General features: G+C 49.9%; 27 protein-coding genes and 1 other RNA gene. 11 read left to right on the top strand and 17 right to left on the bottom strand.

The window, feature by feature from the left end:
- Window positions 1-27: 27 nt before the first annotated feature.
- From mraY to mraZ, 7 genes are all read right to left on the bottom strand, one after another.
- On the bottom strand, window positions 28-1,110 hold the full coding sequence (mraY, locus tag ACSV5M_RS19275) for a phospho-N-acetylmuramoyl-pentapeptide-transferase (RefSeq protein WP_439178241.1): 1,083 nt from the start codon (window positions 1,108-1,110) through the stop codon (window positions 28-30).
- Complete coding sequence (locus ACSV5M_RS19270) at window positions 1,110-2,513, bottom strand: UDP-N-acetylmuramoyl-tripeptide--D-alanyl-D-alanine ligase (RefSeq protein ID WP_439178238.1); 1,404 nt, start codon at window positions 2,511-2,513, stop codon at window positions 1,110-1,112. The genes mraY and ACSV5M_RS19270 overlap by 1 nt, the downstream gene beginning before the upstream one ends.
- The gene (locus ACSV5M_RS19265; RefSeq protein ID WP_439178237.1) at window positions 2,510-4,081 is read right to left on the bottom strand and encodes a UDP-N-acetylmuramoyl-L-alanyl-D-glutamate--2,6-diaminopimelate ligase; all 1,572 of its coding nucleotides are present in this window, start codon (window positions 4,079-4,081) and stop codon (window positions 2,510-2,512) included. The genes ACSV5M_RS19270 and ACSV5M_RS19265 overlap by 4 nt, the downstream gene beginning before the upstream one ends.
- On the bottom strand, window positions 4,081-5,853 hold the full coding sequence (locus tag ACSV5M_RS19260) for a peptidoglycan D,D-transpeptidase FtsI family protein (protein ID WP_439178235.1): 1,773 nt from the start codon (window positions 5,851-5,853) through the stop codon (window positions 4,081-4,083). Before ACSV5M_RS19260 ends, ACSV5M_RS19265 begins: the two co-directional genes overlap by 1 nt.
- Window positions 5,846-6,157, bottom strand: coding sequence for a cell division protein FtsL (ftsL, locus tag ACSV5M_RS19255; protein ID WP_439178234.1), 312 nt, complete (start codon window positions 6,155-6,157; stop codon window positions 5,846-5,848). Before ftsL ends, ACSV5M_RS19260 begins: the two co-directional genes overlap by 8 nt.
- A 70-nt stretch (window positions 6,158-6,227) precedes the next feature.
- Window positions 6,228-7,160: a 16S rRNA (cytosine(1402)-N(4))-methyltransferase RsmH gene (gene rsmH / locus ACSV5M_RS19250; RefSeq protein WP_439178232.1), complete on the bottom strand. Its 933-nt coding sequence runs from the start codon at window positions 7,158-7,160 to the stop codon at window positions 6,228-6,230.
- 9 nt (window positions 7,161-7,169) lie between these two features.
- Window positions 7,170-7,610, bottom strand: a complete 441-nt coding sequence (gene mraZ, locus ACSV5M_RS19245; protein WP_087466432.1) for a division/cell wall cluster transcriptional repressor MraZ — start codon at window positions 7,608-7,610, stop codon at window positions 7,170-7,172.
- Between the two features lie 492 nt (window positions 7,611-8,102).
- Here mraZ and ACSV5M_RS19240 point away from each other — a divergent pair, with 492 nt between their 5' ends.
- Window positions 8,103-8,333, top strand: coding sequence for a hypothetical protein (locus ACSV5M_RS19240; RefSeq protein WP_439178230.1), 231 nt, complete (start codon window positions 8,103-8,105; stop codon window positions 8,331-8,333).
- Between the two features lie 11 nt (window positions 8,334-8,344).
- Here the strand turns inward: ACSV5M_RS19240 and ACSV5M_RS19235 are convergent, their stop codons facing one another.
- Complete coding sequence (locus ACSV5M_RS19235) at window positions 8,345-8,563, bottom strand: helix-turn-helix domain-containing protein (RefSeq protein WP_439178228.1); 219 nt, start codon at window positions 8,561-8,563, stop codon at window positions 8,345-8,347.
- Between the two features lie 199 nt (window positions 8,564-8,762).
- On the opposite strand from ACSV5M_RS19235, the gene ACSV5M_RS19230 reads away from it, so the two are divergent.
- Both ACSV5M_RS19230 and ACSV5M_RS19225 read left to right on the top strand, forming a co-directional pair.
- Complete coding sequence (locus tag ACSV5M_RS19230; protein WP_439178227.1) at window positions 8,763-9,284, top strand: hypothetical protein; 522 nt, start codon at window positions 8,763-8,765, stop codon at window positions 9,282-9,284.
- A gap of 12 nt (window positions 9,285-9,296) precedes the next feature.
- Window positions 9,297-10,520: a hypothetical protein gene (locus ACSV5M_RS19225; RefSeq protein ID WP_439178226.1), complete on the top strand. Its 1,224-nt coding sequence runs from the start codon at window positions 9,297-9,299 to the stop codon at window positions 10,518-10,520.
- A 1-nt stretch (window position 10,521) separates the two neighbouring features.
- On the opposite strand, the gene ACSV5M_RS19220 is transcribed toward ACSV5M_RS19225, so the two are convergent.
- The 4 genes from ACSV5M_RS19220 to ACSV5M_RS19205 all read right to left on the bottom strand — a co-directional run bounded on the left by ACSV5M_RS19220 (window position 10,522) and on the right by ACSV5M_RS19205 (window position 12,078).
- A complete protein-coding gene (locus ACSV5M_RS19220) occupies window positions 10,522-10,668 on the bottom strand; it encodes a hypothetical protein (RefSeq protein WP_439178224.1) in 147 nt (48 codons plus the stop codon).
- Complete coding sequence (locus ACSV5M_RS19215) at window positions 10,646-10,855, bottom strand: hypothetical protein (protein ID WP_439178222.1); 210 nt, start codon at window positions 10,853-10,855, stop codon at window positions 10,646-10,648. The genes ACSV5M_RS19220 and ACSV5M_RS19215 overlap by 23 nt, the downstream gene beginning before the upstream one ends.
- The gene (locus ACSV5M_RS19210; RefSeq protein ID WP_439178220.1) at window positions 10,855-11,370 is read right to left on the bottom strand and encodes a hypothetical protein; all 516 of its coding nucleotides are present in this window, start codon (window positions 11,368-11,370) and stop codon (window positions 10,855-10,857) included. The genes ACSV5M_RS19215 and ACSV5M_RS19210 overlap by 1 nt, the downstream gene beginning before the upstream one ends.
- Window positions 11,371-11,508: 138 nt before the next feature.
- Entirely contained in the window at window positions 11,509-12,078 is a 570-nt protein-coding gene (locus ACSV5M_RS19205; protein ID WP_439178219.1) for a recombinase family protein, read from the bottom strand.
- Window positions 12,079-12,271: 193 nt separating this feature from the next.
- Between ACSV5M_RS19205 and ACSV5M_RS19200 the strand changes: the two genes are divergently transcribed.
- Both ACSV5M_RS19200 and ACSV5M_RS19195 read left to right on the top strand, forming a co-directional pair.
- The gene (locus ACSV5M_RS19200; RefSeq protein ID WP_439178218.1) at window positions 12,272-12,475 is read left to right on the top strand and encodes a hypothetical protein; all 204 of its coding nucleotides are present in this window, start codon (window positions 12,272-12,274) and stop codon (window positions 12,473-12,475) included.
- A 303-nt stretch (window positions 12,476-12,778) separates the two neighbouring features.
- Complete coding sequence (locus ACSV5M_RS19195; protein WP_439178217.1) at window positions 12,779-12,970, top strand: hypothetical protein; 192 nt, start codon at window positions 12,779-12,781, stop codon at window positions 12,968-12,970.
- A 38-nt stretch (window positions 12,971-13,008) separates the two neighbouring features.
- Here ACSV5M_RS19195 and ACSV5M_RS19190 read toward each other — a convergent pair whose 3' ends face one another.
- The 4 genes from ACSV5M_RS19190 to rnpB form a co-directional block, all read right to left on the bottom strand.
- The gene (locus ACSV5M_RS19190) at window positions 13,009-13,488 is read right to left on the bottom strand and encodes a hypothetical protein (protein ID WP_439178215.1); all 480 of its coding nucleotides are present in this window, start codon (window positions 13,486-13,488) and stop codon (window positions 13,009-13,011) included.
- 133 nt (window positions 13,489-13,621) lie between these two features.
- Complete coding sequence (locus ACSV5M_RS19185) at window positions 13,622-14,251, bottom strand: hypothetical protein (RefSeq protein WP_439178213.1); 630 nt, start codon at window positions 14,249-14,251, stop codon at window positions 13,622-13,624.
- Window positions 14,252-14,849: 598 nt separating this feature from the next.
- On the bottom strand, window positions 14,850-16,469 hold the full coding sequence (locus tag ACSV5M_RS19180) for a tyrosine-type recombinase/integrase (RefSeq protein WP_439178212.1): 1,620 nt from the start codon (window positions 16,467-16,469) through the stop codon (window positions 14,850-14,852).
- A 56-nt stretch (window positions 16,470-16,525) separates the two neighbouring features.
- Window positions 16,526-16,908: RNase P RNA component class A (gene rnpB, locus ACSV5M_RS19175), an RNA gene on the bottom strand.
- 328 nt (window positions 16,909-17,236) lie between these two features.
- Here rnpB and ACSV5M_RS19170 point away from each other — a divergent pair.
- A complete protein-coding gene (locus ACSV5M_RS19170) occupies window positions 17,237-19,609 on the top strand; it encodes a TonB-dependent receptor (protein ID WP_439178210.1) in 2,373 nt (790 codons plus the stop codon).
- 92 nt (window positions 19,610-19,701) lie between these two features.
- Here the strand turns inward: ACSV5M_RS19170 and rsmI are convergent, their stop codons facing one another.
- Window positions 19,702-20,586, bottom strand: coding sequence for a 16S rRNA (cytidine(1402)-2'-O)-methyltransferase (gene rsmI, locus ACSV5M_RS19165; RefSeq protein WP_439178209.1), 885 nt, complete (start codon window positions 20,584-20,586; stop codon window positions 19,702-19,704).
- 49 nt (window positions 20,587-20,635) lie between these two features.
- Here rsmI and ACSV5M_RS19160 point away from each other — a divergent pair, with 49 nt between their 5' ends.
- The 5 genes from ACSV5M_RS19160 to ACSV5M_RS19140 all read left to right on the top strand — a co-directional run bounded on the left by ACSV5M_RS19160 (window position 20,636) and on the right by ACSV5M_RS19140 (window position 24,794).
- Entirely contained in the window at window positions 20,636-22,480 is a 1,845-nt protein-coding gene (locus tag ACSV5M_RS19160) for a penicillin-binding protein activator (protein WP_439178207.1), read from the top strand.
- A gap of 3 nt (window positions 22,481-22,483) precedes the next feature.
- Window positions 22,484-22,864 (top strand): YraN family protein, encoded by a 381-nt coding sequence (locus ACSV5M_RS19155; protein ID WP_439178205.1) that lies wholly within the window; start codon window positions 22,484-22,486, stop codon window positions 22,862-22,864.
- A 78-nt stretch (window positions 22,865-22,942) separates the two neighbouring features.
- On the top strand, window positions 22,943-23,527 hold the full coding sequence (locus tag ACSV5M_RS19150) for an SIS domain-containing protein (RefSeq protein WP_439178203.1): 585 nt from the start codon (window positions 22,943-22,945) through the stop codon (window positions 23,525-23,527).
- Between the two features lie 2 nt (window positions 23,528-23,529).
- Window positions 23,530-24,105, top strand: coding sequence for a BON domain-containing protein (locus ACSV5M_RS19145; protein WP_439178202.1), 576 nt, complete (start codon window positions 23,530-23,532; stop codon window positions 24,103-24,105).
- 95 nt (window positions 24,106-24,200) lie between these two features.
- Window positions 24,201-24,794, top strand: a complete 594-nt coding sequence (locus tag ACSV5M_RS19140) for a LemA family protein (RefSeq protein WP_439178200.1) — start codon at window positions 24,201-24,203, stop codon at window positions 24,792-24,794.
- Window positions 24,795-24,872 lie beyond the last annotated feature (78 nt).

Genomic DNA, 24,872 nt, shown 5'->3' with positions numbered 1-24,872 from the left:
GTAAATTCTCTTGTAAACCTACTTTCATTAACGCAGTTTTAAGGTCGCCAGACCGATCAACACCAGGATCACGGTGATGATCCAGAAACGAACAATAACGCGCGGCTCAGGCCAGCCTTTTAATTCAAAGTGGTGGTGGATAGGTGCCATTCGAAAGATGCGGCGACCGGTCAATTTGAATGACGCCACCTGCAAAATGACCGAGACCGTTTCCAGTACAAAGATGCCGCCCATAATGAACAGCACAATCTCGTGACGAATGACCACCGCAATCACACCCAAGGCAGCGCCTAATGCCAGTGCGCCCACATCACCCATAAACACCTGTGCGGGATAGGTGTTGAACCACAGAAATCCCAAACCCGCGCCGACCAATGCGCAACAGAACACCACCAGTTCACCCGCACCAGCCACATAGGCAATTTGCAGGTATTGCGCAAATTTGACGTTACCCGCCAGATACGCGATCACACCCAGCGCCGCCGCCACCATAACCGTGGGCATGATAGCCAGACCGTCGAGGCCATCGGTCAGGTTCACCGCATTGCTTGAGCCCACAATCACAAAGTAGGTCAACACGATGTAAAACAATCCCAGATCAATGGCGACGTTCTTGAAAAACGGAATAAACAATTGTGTTTCAACCGGACTGGTGGCGGTGTAGAACAAAAAGACTGCTGCACCAAAACCGGCAATGGATTGCCATAGATATTTCCACCGCGCGGGTAATCCACGGCTGTCACGTTTGGCGACTTTGCGATAATCATCTACCCAACCCACGGCACCGAAGATAGCGGTGACGATGATGACCACCCACACATACCGATTACTTAAATCCGACCACAGCAACGCACTGATAAAAATCGCCGTCAGGATCAAAGCACCGCCCATCGTCGGGGTGCCGGACTTACTCAAATGCGACTGCGGGCCATCAGTGCGCACGGCTTGTCCGATACGCATGGCATTCAATCGTTTAATTACCCAGGGGCCGAGCAACAACGAAATACCCAAGGCGGTCAGCACCCCCAGGATCGCGCGCAGGGTAAGGTATTGAAACACTGCAAAACTGCGCACATATTCTTGTAAGTATTCTGCGAGCCAATACAGCATCAGTGTGGTTCTCCGGTGGAAGTTGATGAATCGCACAAGGCGCGCACGATTAAATCTGTCTTGGCACTGCGAGAGCCTTTGATCAGCACAGTCATTTTTTTGTTTGCCATTGACGCCAGGGCATAAATCAGCGTTTGTTGGTCTTCAAAATGTTGCGCATCCGCTGCCGCACCGTCACGGGCAAATGCCTCACTGGCCCGTCGGCTTAACACTCCCACCGTCAGCAACTTATTGATGCCGCGCGCGCGCGCGTAAGCACCGAGATCGGCATGCAATTGCTCAGCGTCACCGCCCAGCTCCGCCATATCACCTAGCACCAGCACACGAGTTCCCTCTTGCGCAGCCAGTACATCTATCGCTGCGCGCACTGACCCCGGATTTGCGTTGTAACTGTCATCAATGACTTGCATGCCCTTGAGTCCAGCCTGGCGAGTCATGCGGCCAACGACCGGGGTGAACTTTTGCAAGCCATTACGAATTTGTTGAATGTTGGCACCGGCCGCCCAGGCACAGGCGGCAGCCATCAAGGCATTGCGGATGCTGTGCTCGCCCAAGGCATTAAGTTGCACTGACATGGCGTCCTGCCGAATAACTAGCGTAAAGGTCACGCCGTCGGCTGTGATATGAATGTCGCGGGCAAAGCAATCAGCAGATTCACTCTGGAGCGACACCTTGATCGTATTTTTGTCAGTCAGTTGTGCCAACCATTGCGCGGCGTAGCGATCATCCAGATTCACAATTGCCGCTCCATTGGCAATCAAGCCCTGGTAAATTTCGCCTTTGGCAATGGCAACGTTATCAATGGAGCCGAAGCCTGCAATGTGGGCCGGCATAACATTGTTAACCATGGCAATGGACGGTGACGCTAGCGAACATAAATAAGCGATCTCACCGAGGCCACTGGCACCCATCTCGATAACGGCGTACTCGTGCTTGGGTTCCAGTTGCAATAACGTCAATGGCACCCCAATGTGATTGTTCAGGTTACCCTGGGTTGCCAATACTTCTCCGCATTCGCGCAGGATGCTGGTCAGCATGGTTTTCACCGTGGTTTTACCGCTGCTGCCAGTGATTGCAACCAACGGCCCGGTAAACGCGGCACGATTAGCTGCTGCAATTTGCCCCAATGCCAGCATGGTATTGCTGACTACCAATTGCGGCAGCGCAACGGCGGGATCGAATTTTTCTACCACCAGGCCACATACACCTTTGGCCGCTGCATCGGCTAAAAAATCGTGTGCGTCAAAACGCTCCCCGCGCAGCGCAACAAACAGGTCACCCGCTTGCAGCTGACGGGTGTCGGTGGTGACGCGGGAAAAACTGACATCACCGTTGTGCAGCATTGCACCCAGAGACGTACGCATCAGGTGAGCCATCTGCGTTAAGGTCAGGGGAGCCATCATGACTGTATCTCCGTATCAGCATCGCGCCGGGCAATGCGACGTTGTAACGCAAGACGTGCTTGTTTCACATCACTGAACGGCAAGGTTTGGGTAGCAAATATTTGATAATCCTCGTGACCTTTGCCAGCGATCAACACCACGTCACCTGCCTTGGCTTGCTGGATGGCAAGATCAATGGCCTGGCCGCGCTCGGCAATCACCAGACAACCGTGCGTGTTGTGCATGCCGCGCAGAATATCGGCGGCGATCACCGCTGGATCTTCGGTGCGCGGATTGTCGTTTGTCACGATGACGTAATCGCTCAGGCGTTCTGCAATACGGCCCATCAGTGGGCGCTTGCTTCTGTCGCGATCACCGCCGCAACCGAACACCGTCCAGACCCGCCCCGGATTATGTTCACGAATCGCCATCAAAGTATTTTCCAGTGCATCCGGGGTGTGTGCGTAATCAACAATGACATTGATGTCTTGTTGGGACTGCTCGAGCGTTACCGCCTGCATACGGCCGGGAGCTGGCTGCAATTGCGGAATCGCCAGGAGCACGTCAGCAAGGGCAGCACCGCCGACGCAGGCAGCCGTAATCACAGCCAACAAATTGCTGAGATTAAACGCACCCATCAAATGACTATGAAATTCGCCCGCTCCCCACGGTGTAACGAGGGTTACGCTGGCGCCCGTTGCGGTCAGCGCAATGTCTTTGGCATACACATCGGCATCGGTATCGCGCAGCGAAAAGCTGTAGGGCTGCACGCCGGAGGGCATTTTTTCCAACAAGCTTTTGGCCCAGCTATCGTCGGCATTGACGATGGCATAACGCAAGCCGGGCATTTGCAACAGTTGTTGTTTGGCTTTGCCGTAGCTCACAAGATCACCGTGGTAATCCAGATGATCCTGCGTCAAGTTGGTGAAGATGGCTGTTTCGAAATGTAGCCCGGCGACGCGCCCTTGCTGCAAACTGTGCGATGACACTTCGATGGCCACCGCAGCAACAGCGTGTTCGCGCAATTGCGCAAGAATATGCTGTAAACGCACGGCATCCGGCGTGGTTAAACCCGTCGCCGTCAAGGCATTTAATTGTTGGGCAAAAGGCGCCAATACCGCTGCATCCAGTACGCCGTAGCCGACAGTACCCACGACGCCGGCGCGTTCCTGCAGCAGCGCACTCAATTGCCCTAACAATAAACTGCAGGTAGTTTTACCGTTGGTGCCGGTAATGCCGACCAAGCGAAAATGCGCACTCGGCTCGCCGTAAAAACGACCGGCAATGGCACTTACCTGTTGCGCCAGATTGTCCACCGCAATCACCGGAACCTGACCAAGCCAGTCAATCCCCTGCCACTCTTTATCGGCCTCAACCAACACCGCAACGGCACCGCGCTCAATGGCGCTCGCAATAAAATGACGGCCATCAAATTGCTTACCACTGAGCGCGATAAACACATCGCCCTGGGTTAGCTGCCGCGTATCCAATGTCAACCCGGACACCACAAGCGGTGCAGCTTTTGCCAGATCCATCTCCGGCAAAAGCTGCGCAAGGGTGAGTGCGAATGATTGGGATTCCAGAGCCATCACGTCACCGGCCTCCCCTGAGGTTTCCGCTCTTCTTTTTTGGGTTGCGCCGCCATGTTTGGCGGCACCACCGGTTGTGGTGGAATCTGCATCATGCGCAATGCACCTTCCGCTACCTTGGAAAAAACCGGCGCAGCAACAAGGCCGCCAAAATACTGGGTCGCATCCGGCTCATCAATCACGACAACCGCCACAATGCGCGGATTGTCTGCTGGCGCCATACCGGCGAAGGACGACATGTAACGCTTCTCTTCGTAACCGTGAGCACCGACTTTATGTACCGTTCCCGTTTTGCCGGCAACGGTATAGGAAATCGCACGCGCACGGGTCGCGGTACCTTCGGTGGCCGCGCGCTTCAACATGGTGATGATGTCCTGCGTGTAGTGTTCAGCCACCACACGTTCAGCGGCCGGTTCGTTATCAACGCGCAATAACGATACCGGGCGTTTGACTCCGCCGCTGGCAATCACGCTGTATGCCTGGGCAAGCTGCAACACAGTGACATTCATACCGTAACCGTAAGCCAGGGTCGCGCGCTGGATGGGTCGCCACCGCGCATGGGCCGGCAACAAACCGGAACCTTCGCCGGGAAAACCGGTGCCCGTGGTCTGACCGATTCCCAGGCGGGCGTACATATCACGAATAATATGTGGCTCCAGTTCCAGGGCTAATTTGGTCATCCCCACCTGACTGGATTTGGCAATCACCATCGATAAATCCAGCGGTCCATAGTTATGCAAATCTTTCAGGGTTTTACTGCCCACCTGGATATAACCGGGGCTGGTGTTGATAACGTCATTGGGTTTGAATTTTCCTGATTCCAGGGCCGCCATAACCGCGATGGGTTTCATGGTGGAGCCCGGTTCATACACATCGGTAATCGCGCGATTACGCAACGCCGAACCTTTGGCATTGTTGCGATCATTCGGGTTGTAAGACGGCTGGTTGGCCATCGCCAATACCTCACCCGTTACCACGTCGAGAATAACCAGAGAGCCGGCCAGTGCACCGCTTTGCTCTACCGCATTTTTCAGCTCGCGATGCGCCAGGTATTGCAGACGCAAATCGATACTCAGGGTCAGGCCTTGCCCGGATCGCGCCGCTTTAATTAATTGCAATTCTTTGACCGTGCGGCCGTGCAAATCTTTTAATACTTCTTTCGCACCGTTTTCTCCCGACAACCAGGCGTCGTAAGCCAGCTCCATACCCTCCTGGCCACGATCATCGATATCGGTCATACCCACCAGATGCGCGGTCACATCACCCGCCGGGTAGTAACGACGGTATTCGGTCTGGCTGTAAACACCGGGAATGTCCAGGGCCAGAATGGTTTCCGCCGCCTGTGGCGGCAGATGGCGTTGCAGATACATGAACTCACGGCTGCTGTAACGCGCAAGCCGCGATTCCAATTCTGCTTTGTTCCAGCCCAGGGCTTGTGATAATTCCGCCCAACGCTGCGGCGCTTGCAGCAATACCTTGGGATTCGCCCACAGCGACGCCACCGGCGTACTGACCGCGAGCGGCTCGCCATTGCGATCCGTAATCACACCGCGATAGGCAGTAATAGATTCTGTGCGCAAGGTGCGCGACTGCCCCTGGTTTTGCAAAAACTCATACCCCTTATCGGTGTCGGGCAGCACTTGTAAGCTGGCCACGTGCCAGATCAACGCCAACGTCGCAGCGGTCATCACCAGGGCAACACTGTAAAAACGCCAGCGCGCCACTTTTAAGGTTTTCGTATCAGCAATAGGGGGATTCACAGAACTATTCATGATGACTCACCATCACGATGCGTTCTGCGGTAGCGGGAAACATGTCCAACTGTTGGGTTGCGATGGCTTCCACACGACTGTAGGAAGCCCAGGTACTTTGCTCCAATAAATATTGACCCCACTCCACTTGCAACTGGGCAGCTTCACGACGCAGGGTTTCGAGAGTGTTGGTTTGCTTGCGCACCTGATGGGTGGAGGCGACAACCGCCAGTGCCGACGCGATGACCGCCAACCATAAGAGCGCAGCCGCCAGCAGCGCACCGGGTGCGATGGGCTTGGCGGAATGGCGAGCGGTTTGTTTCATGTCAGCCTTGTGGTGGTTATTGAATGGTATCGGGTCTTGTTGTTTTTACTGTGTTGCCACGCCTGATCGGCTACTGCAATTTTTCTGCGACGCGCATGATGGCGCTTCGCGCACGGAGGTTCGCATTCACCTCCAGATCGCTGGCGCGGATGGCTTTTCCACAACTGCGCAAGCGTTTATTTAATTGTTCATCGCGTACCGGCACGCCGAGCGGCAATGGATCACCTTGCTCCTGGCGACGGATAAAACGCTTCACAACACGATCCTCCAGGGAGTGGAAGCTGATCACCACCAATCTGCCGCCCACTGCCAATACGTTTAACGCCTGTTCCAGTACCGCATCCAGATCGGTCAGCTCCGCATTGACCTTGATGCGAATCGCCTGGAAGGCGCGCGTCGCGGGATGTTTTCCTTTTTCCCACGCCGGGTTTGCTTCTTTTACAATCTCTGCCAAACGTGCCGTGGTGGTGATGGGTTGCTTTTGCCGTTCAGCGACAATGGCGCGCGCCATGCGTTTGGCAAAACGCTCTTCACCGTAATCCTTCAATACCTGGGCAATTTCACTTTCTTCTGCGCTGTTAACCCAGTCCGCCGCACTCTGGCCGCGGCTCTGGTCCATGCGCATATCCAATGGGCCGTCCGCCTGGAAACTGAAACCACGTTCAGCTTCATCCAGTTGTGGGGAAGACACCCCCAGATCCAGCAGCAGCCCGGTCACTTTTCCGGTCATATTGCGCGCTGCAACCAGTTCAGCCAGATCGGCAAATGAGCTATGGGCGATCTCAAAACGCGCATCCTGTTCAAAGCGCTTCCGCGCAACGGCAACAGCAGCAAGATCTTTATCAATGGCTAGCAATTGCCCCCGGGGCGACAGGGTTTGCAATATCAATTGGCTGTGGCCGCCACGCCCAAAAGTACCGTCGACATAAAAACCGTTCGGGTCAGTCACCAATGCGTCGACGGCTTCTTTGAGAAGCACCGTGATATGGGCAGATTCAGTCACAGGTGGCTCCTACAGCGAAAGCGACAGCATTTCTTCGGGCAGCTCATCGTCGGCAGGCTCATTCAAGAGCGCAGCCCAACTGTCCTCGCTCCACAACTCCAATTTCTTACCTTGTCCGACCAACATCATCTTTTTATCGAGATTGGCGTATTCGCGCAGCGTAGGCGGCACCAGGATGCGGCCGTTACCATCCACCTCAAGCAAGGTGGCGTAACCGATCATGATGCGTTTAACGCGCTGCGCCGCCTTATTGAAACTGGGCAAAGCCTCGATCTGTGGCAGTAACTCAAGCCACTCGGGCTCGGGGTAAACCAGCAAACAGCGGTCCTGGGTATGTGCAGTCACCACCAAACGGCCAGCACAGGACTCCGCCAACGCCTCGCGGATGCGCGTCGGTATCGCCATGCGACCCTTCGGGTCCATGCTGATGGAATGACTACCTGTGAACACTTTTCACCACTTGGATGGACTTGAATTCCACAAAAAACCACTATTAACCACTTTTTCCCACGAGCACACTATAAATGCGGTAAAAGCAAAGTCAAGCCAGCAATGGCGCGGATGTGACGGGATTTTGCAGGGAAAAAACCGGATAACTGTGGGGATAAACAGGGTTTTGGCGAAAACCGAAATGTGGAATCAGAGAGACCTGAGGAAAATACAATGAGATAGAGTACGAACTTAATGTATTACATTAAGAGAGTGATTATTTTGTATTGAAAAGTAGGTTCTATAGAGGAATGTGTTCTAACCAACAACTGAAGAGGAAAGTAATTCGGAGTCAGCCTGTAAGCCGGGAGTGCTATAGGTACATCAAGGACCGAAGCCTACCCTAGCGAAAGTTTTGTAGCAATAGGTGTAGCAGCAACTTGCAGAACCGAAACGCAAAAGCTATACCTTACCGTAGAAACCAACGCCGGCCTCACATCAAGGATTACTCAGATGACCAACACAGAAAAACTCCCACTCAAAACCAATAAAGTTAATTCGTTCCGACCCAAGAAATATGAAGATCATGAAATTCTTGATTCCGAAGGAAAAGTAGTAGGGCATATTCGCGTCAAACCCTCCGGCGTCCTATGGTCACCTAAGAACGGGAAGGATTGGTATAAGTTGTCATTAGCCAAGTTCGCAGAAATAGCAGAAACCCAAGGACGGAAGACTAAAAAATAATCAGCCCCTTACTATAAACCTTCAAAAAGTACACTGATATCTACTTTAAGGCCATCGGCGAGAGTTTTGATTGCATCGAGGCTGGGATTGGCTCCCCCCGTCTCTACTCTAGACATGTATGTTCTCGCAAATCCAACATGATCAGCAAAAGCCTCCTGCGTCATGCCCGTAGATAGGCGCAACTGTCGAATGCGATCACCAAATTTTCTGCGAATGGATACATTGGGCATTCCCAGAGTGTGAGTTTATGTGCTTTAATCGTGAACACACTAATCGTGACATTAGAGACCCAAGTTCACACTAAGGATTGATAAAATAATGGCCCTTCGACAATGCCGTGATTGTGGTTCACCTGTTAGTACATCGGCCAAAACCTGCCCAAAGTGTGGAGGGAAACCTCCTAAGCAATCATCGATAGGATGCACAGGGGTGATAATTATTCTGGCCGTAATGGGAGCTATTGGGGGCCTCTTAGGAGAAAAACCGCCGAAGACCACAACTCCAACAGCAACCGCCAAAACACCTCCCACCCTACTCTTACCAGAGAAGAAGTTAACTAACTTATCACCGCCTTTTTCAGAACCATTTCAATATTTGGGGATGAAAACCACAGAAGCATCATTAAAACTGGGGGCCAAGCCTAATCCAGTAAGCAATATAATTGTGGATTCAAATTTGGCTCACCTGCTTTTAGAAACGCGCGATAGTTACATATCATTTGTAAACATTGACTTAATTGAGACGGAACCCTGCCATCCCGAGAGGGAGTTCAACTCTCCTCCGGTACTCTCCGCCTTGAGCATAGATTCGAGGTCTCTCGAATTGGCTCGAAAGCAAATTCATTACCACACTTATTACGATCACCAACGTAAAATGAAGGTTGGGGTATCTTGCTTATATGAGGGTGCTCCGATCAATGTAAGTTTCAGCAAAAAATATTATCTAAACTAGGGAGAATTTCGAATGACAAGAAGAATTATCTTCCTTGCTTTTATTTACTTCATTGGTCTGGGAATCTCTGGCTGTGCCCATAATAGCCAATACGCTAAAAGCTGCTACACAAATGAACCTAGAAATCTCTGTGTCACCAGCGAGTTTGACCACAGCACATGCAAAAGAGAAGCAGCTATTATTGATAGCTGCTCGGCATTTTTGGATTCCCAAGTTAAACAAAAATGGTTTCAGCAAGAACGAAGAGAATATGAGGAAAATAAAAGCATCGAACAAAAAAGAATTGAATATGAAGGATCACTCCAGAATAAGTTTATCTTTGGATTTGATGGAACCCGAGCCTTCTATTTCGACCCGACCTCTCCAGCAAGTTTTATTCTTTCAACAGAAAAAGCTGAAAAAATAGTAGAAAAAGATTTGAATAATTTGAAAGATGTTCAGAAAATCTATATCTCCCAAATAAATCAAGGAACTATAGATCCCGGAGAAAAAGTGCAAATCAATAAGCTTATTCATCAGCTGTCAGGTTATAGAATCAAGCTAATCGAAGCCATCAACAGTGGGAAAATTTACGCTCCAGTACAAGTAAACATTCGCTCTGAACCTCAAAAACTTGCACATTACGAACAATTAACTTTTCAAATAGTTAATAAAACCAACCCGAAAGACGCATATCTTTTAGCAGCAGCAAACAAGAAGATTGAAGAAAAAAGAAAAAATGGGGTGGATTACGCTCATATCACTACAGTTGGCGACAATACGGAAAGAGAGTCAATCAACAATTATGGAGAACTTTTTCGTATCAGCAATCCCGATCACGATATCGCTTGGGCAAATGAGACCTTAAATCTCCTATTATCCAAAATTGGGGAAGACTTGAAAGGAGCCTTTGAGAAGAAAGAAAAGCAAGCATTATTAGAACTTAAAAATCGGCGTTCGGACGCGGTAGCCTCTCGACCAAGCTCTGGCCTTACAGCCAAAAGTAGCACACGTAACACCGGCTCATTTATAAAATTCCAAACTCCTGCCTGCAAGACAGATGATTTATTGGGGGAATTTGGCAGATATATTATTGATGGAGACGGATATGGGATGAATCAGCTTGTCAGCAACGGTGATTGTATAGTTTTAAGAGCCGGAGATGCAATATCTGTGATAAAGCGCGGGTTCATCAATGCCACTATACGTTACGAAGGGTACAAGCTATTTGTACCTGTTGAATCCGTATCTGATTAACCTATTGCCTCTTCTTAATAAGCATTTTCTCTTGGGCAGCAAAAAAAGCTGCCCGTATTCGAGCATCCTTAACCGATACCTCACCGTCAAGAGGTCTTTTTTGTTTATCTAATTCAAATTGCGCTTTATTTGGAATCGTCTTCTTCATCATCAACTTCCTCAAGAATCTTTTTCATATCACCCCCAGAAACGAGACTATCCGGCTCATTTTCCGCGAGTTTTTCATAAGCAGCACGCTCCTCTTCCGCTCGCTTTTTGATTTCTTCAAGCGTCCAGACTTTTTTCTCAGCTTTTTTATGGCGAGCCTTGTCGATGCCGCTAATCTTGTCTGCCATCACAGTACATCTCTGTATAAATAGTCTTTTTTAGGAACATAAGTGTATCCAAAAGATGAATAATAGGATTTCACGCCGTCATCAATTGGATGCATGATTCTGATTTGCTTGGCATTGAGTAAACGGGCATAAATACCGTATGCCACCAATACTTCACCGAATACTGACGGTCGTGGGCCAAGATCTTTTGGCCTTGCCTCAATGAAGTCTAGTCTTAGTGCCGTTCCGTTGTAGGTCGGACGTCCTATAGACAGGGTTATTAGATTTGCTGACTGCCAAAGCGCCACTTCAAAGCGTTTGGGGTATCTAAATTTGAATGACGAATAACCTTCAAGCCAATCCCAGTCTACTTTTCGGGAGGTGGAAGTCGTCCAGGATTTCGCTGCCTTCAAGGCTTGCGGGGTGATAAGAGAAAGCTTGAGGTTACTTTTTGATTTATCAGCCTGCGCATACTCTAAAGCTAGCTTTCTCAGCTCAGTGTATCTCTGCTCTGCATCCATGTGAGACGCCAACATTGCACTCTCTCCTTCAGACAATTGGAGAGAAAATAATACCCCATGAGAATCACAAGATATTACGCCGAAGGGCTTAACCCTCTCGGGATGGGAAAACCATCACACTTTCCAGAATTCTAAAATATCTGCGTCGTTAGATTATGCTAATTTCCAATGCCTTTTTACAGTTGGGAGACTCACCCCCAGCTTAGCCGCCACTTGAACCTGAGTGAACATCTGTTGCTTCAAGCTCTGCACCTTTTGTTTTGTTTCAGTCGCTTCCGGACGTCCGAGCTTTTTACCCTCAGCTTTGGCGCGCTCCAAACCGGCCTGAGTTCGCTCGATCAATAGATCACGTTCGAATTCAGCCACTGCCGAAAGCACTTGCATTGTCATCCTCCCTGCCGCGCTAGTTAAATCCGCACCGCCAAGAGCCAAGCAATGAACCTTGACCTCTCTTGATGCCAATTCATCTACGGTACTCCGTACATCAATTGCATTCCGACCTAATCGATCCAACTTAGTCACCACCAGTACATCACCCATCTCCAAACGCTCTAGAAGCTTATTCCAGACCGGTCTCTGCTTGGCCTGAACAGAGCCAGAGATTACTTCCTCAAAAGCCCTGTGGGGCTCTACAGCGAAGCCAGCAGAGGCTATTTCTATTAGCTGATTAGAAGTGTTTTGGTCAGTGGTGCTAACTCGGCAATAGGCAAATGTCCGACTCATTTATAATCCATGGTATCGTTTAAGGTGTTGGTATCATAACGAAGGTGTCACCAAAAGAAAAGGCTATTTTATTAATACCTATAAATAGCAAAATCCAAGGGCTCATTTAACGGTCGTTTTATAAGCCGCAACGTTCCTTGACAGCAGAGCAAATTGTATATAATTTGTATATACACGATATGGCGAAGATAGTATGAATAAGATTCTTAGATCTTACAGATTTGACGAACACACCCTGGACCTCATAGATGAACTTAAAGTCGCCCTGCATTTATCCAATAATTCCGATGTATTGCGAAAATCCCTGACACTGTTGAAGCTTGCTGTAGACAATCAGGCTACAGGCGGTGCAATTGTTCTAAAAAATGCTGGCTGCGAAAAAGAGGTGGTTCTTTGAGAGATAGATTCGTTGTCGCTCGTGAGGCACTTTTACGGCCATTACAGGAAGTGTGCCGCATCCTGAATTCTCTACCCAGAGCTTCCGACCGTAAGTCTTTGGTCGAACTGAAGCTTGATCTGGAAAAAGCACTTCATCGTCTTATGGTGCTAGCTCCAACCGTCAATATCAGGCGAGAGGCTGGCACTTTTACGCCGCTGCAAAGGAAGCTGAAGCCGACAGCCGACGGCAAGGATGACGTTACTGCTCCAACTGTTGCGCAATCTCAACATAGATTCCCAGCCAACATTAGGAACAGACTACATGGCGAACGAAAAAATTGTTCTGTCTGATGAAGCAGATAAATTAGTTATAGTAATAATCGAAGAAGAACGTAGAAGTGACTTAAATGGAATTAATAACTTGCTGAGAACTTTAGACAAACTAGGAGCAACTACTAAAGCAATTTGCGCGCTGTCCTTAATCACCGCAATTATGCTTATTTGGACAAAGTAGAAAGTTGCCCCTTGTTTACCAAGGGGCAACTACCTCTTTCACGAAAAGAGTTGTTCCGGAAATGATTTTTTGTAGACAGTAGTAACGCAGATCGGTTTTCCGCGAGCACCAGAACTGGCATAAACCTTGAAACTCCGGTCAATTTTCACGAAAACCGTCAAGGTGGTCTCGCGCTTGCCTAAAAGCTCATACCTTTTCGCCATCATTTCCCTGAGCAACGAAGCATCAATTGGGCAAATCTGAAGATCCTCTACGCAAATCAACGCAATATGGGTTTTCTGGCGCTGCTCACTAAAGGAGATTGCCTCCAGCGAAGATGCTTCGAAGTTGAAGACGTACTCACCCGATCTCCGCTTTTCCGAACTATACTTACAAAAAACCGCAAAATTATTGACTTGGTAAGCGCAGGGAACTTTCTTTCCTTGAACTTCTAAGGAATTGATACTCGTATGGTTCTTACATTCAACAATTTGTTGAATTACTGCTCCGTGGAGCAGGTTTTCTTTATTAATGTTCATTTTTAAACTCCGTATGTTGTTTATATCTCTCCTTACTAAAATCGATGCAATAGTTTAAGCTGCGGCCACTTATTAGTGCCGATTTGATTCATCATTTAATTTGATTGCGCTCAATCTGAAGGGGGCTACTAATCTACTGACTCATCGACCAAAGCCGCTTGTTGTCAAACTCTTTTGTATCTGTTTTGGCCAGATAACTTGCACGATACATGTAATCCTGAAACCCATCCTCAGCTCTTAAATCGATGGTCCTGCCACCCGTCACGTTGTTTTCGCTGAAGTGGAATCCAGGCCTTACAACTCCCTGTTCTACTAAACGCTGCATCACTAGGCGTACCGCCGACCATGTACCCTTGTGCCCATCAAGTATCAATATCATGTGATAGTGAGGGTAAGGCACTGGACAATCGTCACTGGCAGCCGATAGGTAGCGAAGCTTTTCATCTTTGGAGAGGGATCCTTCATACTCAGGGTCTGAAGGAGTCAGATATTTAGTCTCTTTAACCCACAAATATTTGACTTTAAATGTACTAGCCTTTTTCCTACTAGATTTACGGACCTTCCTAAATGTATCTCTAATCCGGTCCATCACCGTCGATATCGGAAAGTCTTCAAAACCCTCGGTAAACGCGAAGCTAAGCATAATTGCTTCTGGCTGGACCATCCGACCATCTCTAGCCGAAACTCCTAACCTGTGAATTCCTTCTAATATGGGAAGATAAAAACTACTAACCTTCCCCTTACGCATCCTGCCTTCATCCATGATCCGATAACTTTCATATTCATCCCTGCAATATACTTCTCTAAAACACATTCCTGTACTGAGTACCTCCCTACTGCCTATTAACTTATCCCAATAATGATCCCTCAATTTCAGACACGCCCAAAATGCAATAAAACCCCCGCCGCTTCTGCATCTGCGAGAAGACGAGAGAGATTACGAGAGCGAGGAAATTCCAGAGGGAAAATCAGCCAAAAGCCTGTAGTTACGGGCTTCGGCAGGCAAGATAGCACAAAATACGAGGTTGTCCAGACTTATTTGTAAAAATATTTCAATTTAATCATATATTTTTTTATTTTACAACAAAAATAAACTTACTGAGGACATTCAGGCGAAAAATCAACTATCAAAGGTGGCTTGTACTAAGTTGGCTTTGTTCAGCTATTGCGAGCGCTCGCCATTGTGGCCCGAGATGGGCAAACCAAACTCCAGCGGCAGGTAGCGCGAAGGGGGAGCTTACCTTTAAAGCCCAATTGCGCCTTTTTCAGCTACATCAGGGTATCCCTTCACCCCGTTCAATTAACAAGCTAGATATACATAACCCACTTTGTTCAATAGATAATCGGAGGGTTTCCTACCCTCAATCCAGATACTTCACCATTTCCACAACGGGCTTAAGCTGTCCGGGTGTAAACCTTCCTGTGTACACCTCTGTCACTCCCCCCTCCGTACTTTCATGTCCCACTAGCTGCTGTACCTGAATCGTAGTAGCTCCAGTTGCTCGCATGCTCGTGATGAAAGAGTGCCTGATACTGTGAAAAGTTAGCGACTCCCCGAAGTCATTGGTCGAGGGAACACCCAATTTATCGCGAAATGAGGGAAACCAGCCTGTAATTGTTCGAGATTTCACTTTATCCGGAAACAGACGCTGTGACGTTAGCGATTCCAAATACTGGAGCAGCCCAAGCTCGACGAGCTTAGAGTGCACAGGGATATTTCGGATAGCGTTCGCTGTTTTGCCGTCGGGTATATGGAAATAAAGCACTTGGGAGTCATCGTCACGTCTGACATTTTGCTTCACGAGATCAACTATTTCCCCTAATCTCGCCCCTGTATAGGCACCAATCAAAACAATCCATTTCCGCCATTCATGCTTATCGCCTTGAGCGCCATGAAGCAATACAACCATCTGATTTACCGAGAAATTTCCCCTTGCTCTTTTTAGATTCAAATCCAACTTTACGTTAGATGCGGGAGATTCCGTTACATACTCCATCTCTTTGGCAAAAACGAAGATTCTTTGTAACTGCTTCTTAAAATTGGCAACTGTACGGGCAGCGACCCTATGCTCCTCCGGTATATCCATTGCAGCCAGCTCTGCAATGGACTTGTCTTTATACATTCCGAGATTGCGACGAGGCAGCAGCTGGCACTTCTGTAAGCAAATTTTGATGGACCTAGAGGTGATAAGATTTAACGGTAAATCACCAATGAAATGCAGAAAGATAGGAAAGTTTGCTCTCAGTTCACTTTGATCTCTTGGGGATAGGCTTATTTTAGCGGTCATAAACTCATCGAAGAGCGATGAAAACAATATGCATGCTGTTGAAGCATCCTCTGAAACAAGCCCATCAACACTTCCGGCAATTCCGTCGAGCAAATAGGAGGGAAGCTCAGGCACGATATTTGTACCGTGCAGCTTTTTCTTCGTCTCCTCCATGACCCAATGAAAAAGGGAGACAATATCGTTGAGATATCGCTCAAACATCACAGGATCTACGCTCAGGTGATCTCCCATGACCTTGAAAAGCTTCAATTGCGGAGTAGAACTGATATGCTCCCAGATTCTTTGATAAATGGTCACCCCACCTGCAATTTCCGCTTTTTTGTTAAGCCTGCTCTGAATGATCATGTCTAAACTTTTATCAAGGTTCGTCTTTTGCCTCTGCAACTCTTGGTAATCGGAAGGACTATAACCCCTTAATCCTTTAGCGAGAACTTGAGCGTTGAGCCGCATGAAGTGCTCGTACGCCTGATTGCTATATTCGTCGTAGGATAGCTCGCCTCGTTCGTAGCGGTCTTGAATAACCTGAAATTGATCGACAACCATGTAATAGATTCCAGCCTTGGCTAGCGCATGTTTCTTTGAATTTGTACGAAGGGAGGTGTAGAGCTCTCGTTTACCGAGAACACTTCTCAATAACAAGGGGAAAACCCAGCGGAAATAATAGACGCCATTGGAACGTTTTTGTAGCAGCATTTGTAGCAAACCTGAGTGAAGGGGTAAAAACACCCCCAAACTCAGGCTTATCAATATGTCGGAGTCAGCCTGTAAGCCGGGTTCTGTCGTGGACAGTCATTCATCTGGGATATGTGTCACCACATACCTCAAGCAACCTACCCGAACCCGGCACGGGTCGCGCCATTGGGTTCCTATTTGGTCTTGCTCCGAGCGGGGTTTACCGTGCCGCAGACTGTTACCAGCTGCGCGGTGCGCTCTTACCGCACCCTTTCACCCTTACCGGCATCCCGAGGGATACGTAGGCGGTTTGCTTTCTGTTGCACTTTCCGTGGGTTCACACCCCCCAGGCGTTACCTGGCGCTCTACCCTGTGGAGCCCGGACTTTCCTCCCCGATGCACCAACCAACACTCATGAGAGCTGGACAGTTAACACCGGAGCGACTGTCGGGCCGACTCCGAGCGGCCACAGTAACTGCGCGAAAAAAAAAGTGCAAGGGTCAGGATGTAACCGCTGTTGACCGGCTCTTATTCGTTCTTTATTTGCAAGCTGGCGCAAAAATTTGCACAAATACACAAAAAGCCAGCAAAAAGTTTACTTCACTGCTACTTTTAGTGAAATAAGCTATCAACTCGACAACATCTTTCAATATCATTAGCCAGTTATTCGCGCTGGCAAAAAAATAAAAAGTTATTGGGAGAATCCAGAAACGAATTTCAATCCTTGTCCCTCGGACATCGTTCATCAGTTTGCATGTATCAAATAAAAAGTTCAGGAGAATACTAAAGTGAAGGGTTACAAACTGAGTTTACTTACCGCGCTCATCGTCAGCTACGCGATAAGCCATACCGCCACCGCACAAACACCCGCGCTGGAGGAGGTTCTGGTCACCGCACAAAAGCGTGTGCAAAGCCTTAAAGATGTTCCCATTTCGGTTAACGCCATCGGTGGAGAAAAGCTGGAGAAAGACGGCATCACCAGCATCGAACGCATGGCGGACTACATTCCCAGCTTCAACATGACCCAAACGGGTATCGGTACCAATATTTCCATTCGCGGGATTACTTCCGGCGTCAACCAGGGTTTTGAGCAGTCCGCCGCACAGTTTGTTGACGGTGTGCACTTCGGTCGCGCCCAGCTTGCGCGCGCACCTTTCCTTGATATAGAGCGTGTCGAAGTGCTGCGTGGTCCGCAAAGTATTTTGTTCGGCAAGAACAGCACCGCCGGTGCAATCAGCATCACGACCGCCAAACCTACCGATGAATTTGAAGGCAAGATTACCGCGCTTTATGAACCGGAGTACGGCGAGGAAGACCTGCGTTTTGTGGTGTCTGGCCCGCTCACCGATACATTGTCCGCGCGCGTTGCATTACTGGATCGCACAACGGATGGTTATTTTGAAAATACCACATTGGGTCGGGACGAATCCCGCGATGAAGAGCGGGTTATTCGCGGCACCATCGCCTGGAAACCCACCGACAACTGGAATATCACACTGAAACTGGAAGACGGCTCTTTCGACAGCGATGGCCGTAATATTGAAGTGGTGCGCCCGGTTGAGAGGTCAGTTACCGGCGCCGTACCCTATGCCAATGTGCTTTCTGCATTGACCGGTGGAACTTATGTTCTGGATACGCAGCAGGATTACAAACGTCAGTCCAACGGTGATTACAGTTACAACGATACTGAAAACGCAACACTCACTATCGAAACCGGCATTGGCGATCACACCTTTACCTCGGTAACGGGCTATAACGCCTATGACTATGAAGAGCTGTGTGATTGTGACTTTGTCGGCTTGCCGATTTTTAACATCAACTCCATGGAAGACTACGAACAAATCAGTCAGGAATTGCGTATTGCATCGCCCACTGATGGCACGATCAGTTATCTCGGCGGTGTCTTTTTTCAAAGCAGTGAGTTGAAGTTTGATGATGTGATTGGGGTTCCCGCAGACAGCTTGCTGGGCATTGCGGTTAACCCGGCGATTCGCGGCGCATCCAGTAATCGTAACTTTGATCAGGAAAGTGATTTGGCTGCGATCTTTGCACAGGTGACCTGGAATATTTCTGACAGCTGGCATTTAACATTGGGCGGACGCTATACCGAAGAAGATAAGGAAGCCAGTCGTCGGCAATATCACGTGGCACCAAATGGAGCAGAACTGCCAGTGGGCACTCCAGCCGATCCATACAATATATTGTTCGGTTTATTTAATATCGAGCCCTATCCCACCGTTCAGGGTGATCGCAGCGAATCCGGATTCAGTCCGCAGGTCAACTTGCAATATGACCTGAATTCCACTGACATGATTTACCTGAGTTACACAACTGGATTCAAATCCGGCGGTTTTGACGTTCGCGCCAATGCAGCACCCGGCGCAGGTAATAATTATGCATTCAACACCAGCAGCGGTTCACCCGTACCGATCACCGGCACCTTCGAATTCGAAGACGAAGAAGTAACGAATTATGAATTGGGTGGAAAATTCACCCTGGCCGGCGGCTCAGCGGAAGTTAACCTGGCGTTGTTCCGCTCCGAATTCAGCGACATGCAGACCAGCCAGTTTGACGGCGGTGTGAGCTTCAACGTAACCAATGCGGCCGAAGCCATCGTACAAGGTCTGGAAGTTGATGGGCGCTGGGCCGTTACGGATACCATTCTGGTACGCGGCGGTGCTGCTTATCTGGATTTTGAATACGATAAATTCCCCAATTCCCAATGCTACTTTGACCAGCCCGATAACATCGCCCCCCTGGGTGATAATTTCTGTGATGCCAGCGGTCAGCGTCGCGAATTTACGCCGGAATACCAAGGCAACCTGGGGATTGATCACACCTTCAGTTTTGCAAGTGGCGGGTTGGAACTGAGCAGTACGCTGGATCTGATCTTCAGCGACGAATATCTGACCACACCGTCCCTCGACCCTAAGCTGAAGCAAGACGCCTTTATGAAAGTTAACGCGCGTATTGCACTGAGCGATGCCGACAAGATGTGGGAATTGGCGTTGATCGGTAAAAACCTGACCGATGAGAATGTCGTGACCTATGCGAACGGTTTGCCTGTAGCCAGTATTCTCACCGGCGGTACCGGTACCGGTTATTACGCATTTTATGAGCGACCACGAACCATCGCATTGCAAGGTACTTTCCGGTTTTAATCGCCGGTTTTAACCTTGAGAGACAAACATGCCGGAACAGCTTAACACCTGTTCCGGCATGCTCGCCTCAACCGCCTGCCTGCAAGTCGCCGCTATGTTTTCTTTGCGTTGTCCAACGCCCATTGGTACAGAAAATTCTTTTTCAATCCGGTCAGTTTTGCTCCCAGGCTCGCGGCCTGCTTTATCGGTAAATCCTCCAGCAATACACGCATAACGCGCTCGGCCTCTGCATTCATATCCGATGCAGTCGGCGCGCTTGCACCGCGAATCAGCAATACAATTTCGCCCCGCTGTTGGTTGGAGTCACCCGCAACCCAGTCCGTTATTTCAGCCACCGGCCCACCGCGAATCGTTTCAAAGGTTTTAGTTAACTCACGCGCGATAACGACTTCCCGCTCCGCCCCAAAAATCTGCGCAATATCGCGCAAGGTTTCCAGAATACGATGCGGTGCTTCGTAAAAAATGAGTGTGCGCGTTTCATTCACCAACGACTGCAAGACCGAGCAGCGGGCAGTTTGTTTGGCAGGCAAAAATCCTTCAAAGGCAAAACGGTCTGAAGGTAAGCCCGCTGCCGACAGCGCGGCGATCATGGCGCAGGCTCCTGGTATCGGAACGACCTGAATACCGGCCTGCCGAGCCTCGCGTACCAGGCGATAACCCGGGTCCGACACCAGCGGGGTGCCGGCATCCGATATCAGCGCTACATGCTCCCCGCTGAGCAAGCGTTGCAGGATGTGTTCAGTGCGCTGATCGTCACTGTGATCGTGATAAGCAATAGCCGGGGTTTTAATGTCAAAATGAGCGAGCAAACGCGAACTGTGTCGAGTATCTTCTGCAGCGATGAGTGCAACTGTTTGTAGTGCTTCCACCGCTCGCGGTACCATATCGGCCAAATTGCCGATGGGTGTGGCGACCACATACAGTACTCCGGTTGCGGAAAGGGGAGAACTGGTCGATGTCGAAGCACTGTTGGTCATTATTCGTTCTCTATTTTTTCTAACGGCGATTGTCAGGAGAGTGTTGGGCATGCTGAATCGAGGAATAACCGGCACGTTAATCGTGCTGCTGGCATTCATTCTGGCAAGTTGTAGCAGCCAACCCACAACCCAGACTCCCGGAAAAGCCAGTGCCACGGCCCCGAAGGTTAAACCGCTGCTTGAGCAAGCCAGCCAAAGCGCTTCACCGGAACGGGAAAGGCTGATGTTACAGGCCGCCGAATTATTGATCGCCCGCGAAGATTACGATTGGGCGCGCAACCTGCTGACCGGAATGGATGCAGGCGCCCTGGAAGACGATGCCTATATCAAGTATGTCGACCTGCTGAGCAATGTGGCCCTGAAAGATGGCTCCTACTTTCTGGCGCAGGGCATTCTAACCAACGTAAGGCTTGAACGACAGTGGCAAAGCCTCGACCCTCAAGTTGAAATCAGCCTGCGCCAGAAGCGCGCGCGCGTCTTTGCCTTGCTGGGTGAAGCCCACAATAGTGTACGCGAGCGAATTACCCTGGCCGCACTCCTGACCGATCCGGAAGAAGAAGCCGACAACCATGAAGAAATCTGGCAAACCCTGATGACCATGTCCCAGGGCGAATTACAGCAACGCAGCCAGAGCGAATCGGATGATACCCTGCGTGGCTGGTATAGCCTCGCTGCCCTGAGCAAAAACAACCAGACTAACCTGGAGCGCCAACAAGCCCAGGTTGATGCCTGGCGCACCCAATGGCCCAGCCACCCCGCCAACCAAAATCTTCCCAGCGACTTGCAGCTATTACGTAACCTGATCGATAACCAACCGCGCCAGATCGCGCTCTTGTTACCCTTGCAGGGACGCTTGGCTAAAGCCGGTGAAGCCGTGCGCGATGGCTTCTTCGCGGCCTACTACCGGACCAGCAAGGAACGCCCGTTGATGCCCTTGATTCGTCAGTACGACAGCAGCGGTGATGTATTGGCGGCTTATGAGCAGGCAGTTACCGACGGTGCCGAGCTGATTATCGGTCCACTGGAAAAAGAAAAAGTCGCCGAGCTGAGTTTATTGCCTTCCCTGACGGTGCCGGTATTGACACTGAACTATCCGGATACGCAACCGGTAACGCCCGTTCAGGGGCTCTACCAATTCGGTCTGGCCGCCGAGGATGAGGCGCGTCAGGTAGCACGTCAGGCGTATCTTGAAGGCCATCGCCTTGCGATGATTATGATCCCCTCGCAAGACTGGAGTGAGCGTAGTGCCAAGGCATTTACCGAGGAATGGCAGAAATTGGGCGGTACGGTGGTTAACACCAGCCAGTTTATAGGCACCGGTGATTATTCGCGCGTGATTAAAAGCTCAATGCAGATCGAACAAAGTCAGGCGCGTGCGGTAGAACTGGAGCGTCGCCTGGGCACCAATTTGCAATTTGAAGCACGGCGTCGCCAGGACGTCGATATGATTTTCCTGATTGCTGACCCGGCTCAGGCGCGCCAGGTAAAACCGACACTGGCTTTCCACTACGCCGGTAATATCCCTGTTTATGCCACCAGTCATATCTACTCCGGCATTCCCAATCCCGGGGTTGATCGGGACCTCAACGGCATTCGTTTTAATACCATGCCCTGGTTGTTCGACAATCACAGCCAGGAGAAAAAAATGATTGATGAAAATACCCAATCCTCTGCTATTTACAGCCGCTTGCATGCATTGGGTATCGATGCATTCCGTCTTTATCCACGTTTGCCCCAACTGGCCCAAGTACCGGAGATGCGCATCTATGGTGCCACGGGTGCTTTACATTTATTGCCGGATGGACGAATCGAACGCGAGCAAATCTGGGCGCGTATCCGTAATGGTATGGCACAACCGCTGCCTACCGTCGTTACTGAAACCTATATCGAGTAGACCATGACATTTTCACGTAAGGATACGAATAAATCGGCGCGCGGCGCACAGGCTGAGTTGTTGGCAGAGCAGTTCCTACAACAGCAGGGATTGTTCTGCATTGAGCGGAACTATCGTTGTGCCGCCGGCGAAATCGACCTGATCATGCGCGACCAGAATATGCTGGTGTTTGTTGAGGTGCGCCTGCGCAGTAATCGCTTTTTTGCCCAGGCCGCCGAGAGCGTCAATTACCGCAAGCAACATAAAATTACCCGTGCGGCCCAACACTTTTTGTTAACCCGCAGGCTGACCGACAAAGTCCCCTGTCGTTTTGATGTCGTTGCCCTGGATGGTATGCAGGCGGAAAGTATTGAATGGATTCGGAGTGCCTTCAATGCAGCCTGACTTTCAGCAAGCCTTGCTCCATGCGCCATCATTGATTAACCTGCGCGCAGTCTTTTATTTCTCCGGCGGAAGAGCATTATGGATCAACGGGTCATCACCCTTTTTCACGAAAGCATAGAAGCCAAGATGCACGCGGGCGAAAGCCTCGCACCGCTGATTGCCAGCGCCAGCCACATCATTGTTCATGCCCTCCTTGATGAAAAGAAAATCCTGACCTGCGGCAACGGCATCTCTGCTGCACAAGCACAAATTTTTACTGCCAGCCTGGTCAATCGATTTGAGCAAGAGCGGCCCAGCCTTCCCTCGCTGAACCTGGGCGGTGATATCACGACCCAAACCGCCATCGCCAGCGATTACAGCTTTAACGATATCTATGCTAAACAAGTCCGGTCCCTGGGGCAGCCGGGCGACGTGTTGTTGTTGTTAACAACCGGTAGCAACAGCAGTAATTTATTGCAAGCCATCAGCGCCGCTCACGATAAGGACATGCAAGTGATCGCCCTGACAGGCCGCGACGGCGGGGATATACCCGCCTTACTGGATGTCAACGATCTGGAATTACGTGTGCCACTGGGCTCTTATCCCAGAATTCACGAAGTCCATTTGCTTACGTTATTTTGCCTGTGTGACCTGATTGATCAGCAGCTTTTCGGGAGTCATTGATTATGCTGAAGTTTTCTCCAACGCTGGTGTTGCTCGCATTCACGATACTGTTTAGCGGCTGCGCACGTTTCATTGAAGCCACCACCAGCGAACCTATTTATGTTGATCCCGGCAAACGCACTGTGGGCGCCAAGATTGATGACCGGAATATCGAAACCATCGCCATGGTGAATTTAATCAAGGCACATCCCGGCCTGGCTGATGCCCGCCTCATCGTCAACAGTCACAATGGTGTTGTGCTGTTAACCGGCCAGGTGGCCACTAACGACCTTCGCCAGTTAGCCAGCGACACCGTGAACAAAATCAGCACCGTTCGTCAATTGCATAATGAACTGCAAGTCGGCCCTTATGTGCCTATGTCAACGCGCACCTACGACACCTGGTTAACCACCAAGATCAAAACCCAGCTCGTTGCCAATAAAGAGATCGACAACAGCAGAGTTCGTGTCATCACCGAAGCCAAAACCGTGTTTTTGATGGGTCTGGTTTCCCGCCGCGAGGCCGAACTGGTGACAGATATCGCGCGGACCACGGGTGGAGTAAGAAAAGTGGTGCGAGTCTTTGAATACATCAATTGAGGTGCAAATACATCCGGCAGCAGATCAATCAAGCAGCAATTCTGGAATGACGTGCTAGTATTGGATGCACAACGACAACTTTTGGGGACAAGGCTATGATCTCGACCATTGTGACACTGGTAATTATTGCCATCGTGGTGTTCTATGTTATCGGCATCTATAACAAACTGGTTACGCTGAAAAATCGTTATCAAAATGCCTTTTCACAAATTGAAGTCCAACTTAAACGTCGTTACGACCTGATTCCGAATCTGGTTGAAACGGCCAAAGCCTACCTGAAACACGAACGCGAAACCCTGGAGGCCGTAATCAGTGCGCGCAACCAGGCGATGGCCGGTTTGAAAGCAGCAGCCGCAGAACCCGGCAGCGCCAGCGCCATGCAACAGCTGGCCGGCGCCGAGAATTTATTGACGAATGCGATGGGGCGTTTAAATGTGGTGATGGAAGCCTACCCGGACCTGAAAGCGTCACAGAATATGATGCAAGTATCCGAGGAACTCACCAGCACCGAAAATAAAGTTGCTTTTTCACGGCAGGCTTTCAACGATGCCGTAACGGCTTACAACACTTACAGACAAACCTTCCCCCCGGTGTTTTTTGCCAATATGTTTGGTCACAATGAAGATGCCGCCTTGCTGGAATTCGCTGACTCGGCAGAAATTCAGGCTGCCCCCAAGGTTGCGTTTTAATTCCTGCAATCATTGCGCCCGCTGCGGCGGGCGAGCGTCACCGCCAATAAACAGATATATATAAAGAAGGAAGATTAT

The organism is Cellvibrio sp. ARAG 10.3, assembly GCF_051846955.1.
Classification (GTDB): domain Bacteria; phylum Pseudomonadota; class Gammaproteobacteria; order Pseudomonadales; family Cellvibrionaceae; genus Cellvibrio.
The sequence above is the reverse complement of the archived record's forward strand: the minus strand, read 5'-3'. Positions and strand labels throughout refer to the sequence as shown.

Bases quoted from the DNA above. Each gene is read 5' to 3' on its own strand.
- ACSV5M_RS19195 (WP_439178217.1), top strand. From the start codon at position 12,779: ATGGCGAACGAAAAAATTGTTCTGTCTGATGAAGCAGATAAATTAGTT.
- ACSV5M_RS19205 (WP_439178219.1), bottom strand. From the start codon at position 12,078: ATGAGTCGGACATTTGCCTATTGCCGAGTTAGCACCACTGACCAAAAC.
- ACSV5M_RS19190 (WP_439178215.1), bottom strand. From the start codon at position 13,488: ATGAACATTAATAAAGAAAACCTGCTCCACGGAGCAGTAATTCAACAA.
- ACSV5M_RS19155 (WP_439178205.1), top strand. From the start codon at position 22,484: ATGACATTTTCACGTAAGGATACGAATAAATCGGCGCGCGGCGCACAG.
- ACSV5M_RS19140 (WP_439178200.1), top strand. From the start codon at position 24,201: ATGATCTCGACCATTGTGACACTGGTAATTATTGCCATCGTGGTGTTC.
- ACSV5M_RS19220 (WP_439178224.1), bottom strand. From the start codon at position 10,668: ATGAAGAAGACGATTCCAAATAAAGCGCAATTTGAATTAGATAAACAA.
- ACSV5M_RS19200 (WP_439178218.1), top strand. From the start codon at position 12,272: ATGAATAAGATTCTTAGATCTTACAGATTTGACGAACACACCCTGGAC.
- ACSV5M_RS19225 (WP_439178226.1), top strand. From the start codon at position 9,297: ATGACAAGAAGAATTATCTTCCTTGCTTTTATTTACTTCATTGGTCTG.
- ACSV5M_RS19260 (WP_439178235.1), bottom strand. From the start codon at position 5,853: ATGAATAGTTCTGTGAATCCCCCTATTGCTGATACGAAAACCTTAAAA.
- ACSV5M_RS19185 (WP_439178213.1), bottom strand. From the start codon at position 14,251: ATGGATGAAGGCAGGATGCGTAAGGGGAAGGTTAGTAGTTTTTATCTT.
- ftsL (WP_439178234.1), bottom strand. From the start codon at position 6,157: ATGAAACAAACCGCTCGCCATTCCGCCAAGCCCATCGCACCCGGTGCG.
- mraY (WP_439178241.1), bottom strand. From the start codon at position 1,110: ATGCTGTATTGGCTCGCAGAATACTTACAAGAATATGTGCGCAGTTTT.
- ACSV5M_RS19215 (WP_439178222.1), bottom strand. From the start codon at position 10,855: ATGGCAGACAAGATTAGCGGCATCGACAAGGCTCGCCATAAAAAAGCT.
- ACSV5M_RS19180 (WP_439178212.1), bottom strand. From the start codon at position 16,469: ATGCTGCTACAAAAACGTTCCAATGGCGTCTATTATTTCCGCTGGGTT.
- ACSV5M_RS19265 (WP_439178237.1), bottom strand. From the start codon at position 4,081: ATGGCTCTGGAATCCCAATCATTCGCACTCACCCTTGCGCAGCTTTTG.
- ACSV5M_RS19235 (WP_439178228.1), bottom strand. From the start codon at position 8,563: ATGCCCAATGTATCCATTCGCAGAAAATTTGGTGATCGCATTCGACAG.
- ACSV5M_RS19145 (WP_439178202.1), top strand. From the start codon at position 23,530: ATGCTGAAGTTTTCTCCAACGCTGGTGTTGCTCGCATTCACGATACTG.
- rsmI (WP_439178209.1), bottom strand. From the start codon at position 20,586: ATGACCAACAGTGCTTCGACATCGACCAGTTCTCCCCTTTCCGCAACC.
- ACSV5M_RS19270 (WP_439178238.1), bottom strand. From the start codon at position 2,513: ATGATGGCTCCCCTGACCTTAACGCAGATGGCTCACCTGATGCGTACG.
- ACSV5M_RS19210 (WP_439178220.1), bottom strand. From the start codon at position 11,370: ATGTTGGCGTCTCACATGGATGCAGAGCAGAGATACACTGAGCTGAGA.
- ACSV5M_RS19150 (WP_439178203.1), top strand. From the start codon at position 22,943: ATGGATCAACGGGTCATCACCCTTTTTCACGAAAGCATAGAAGCCAAG.
- ACSV5M_RS19240 (WP_439178230.1), top strand. From the start codon at position 8,103: ATGACCAACACAGAAAAACTCCCACTCAAAACCAATAAAGTTAATTCG.
- ACSV5M_RS19160 (WP_439178207.1), top strand. From the start codon at position 20,636: ATGCTGAATCGAGGAATAACCGGCACGTTAATCGTGCTGCTGGCATTC.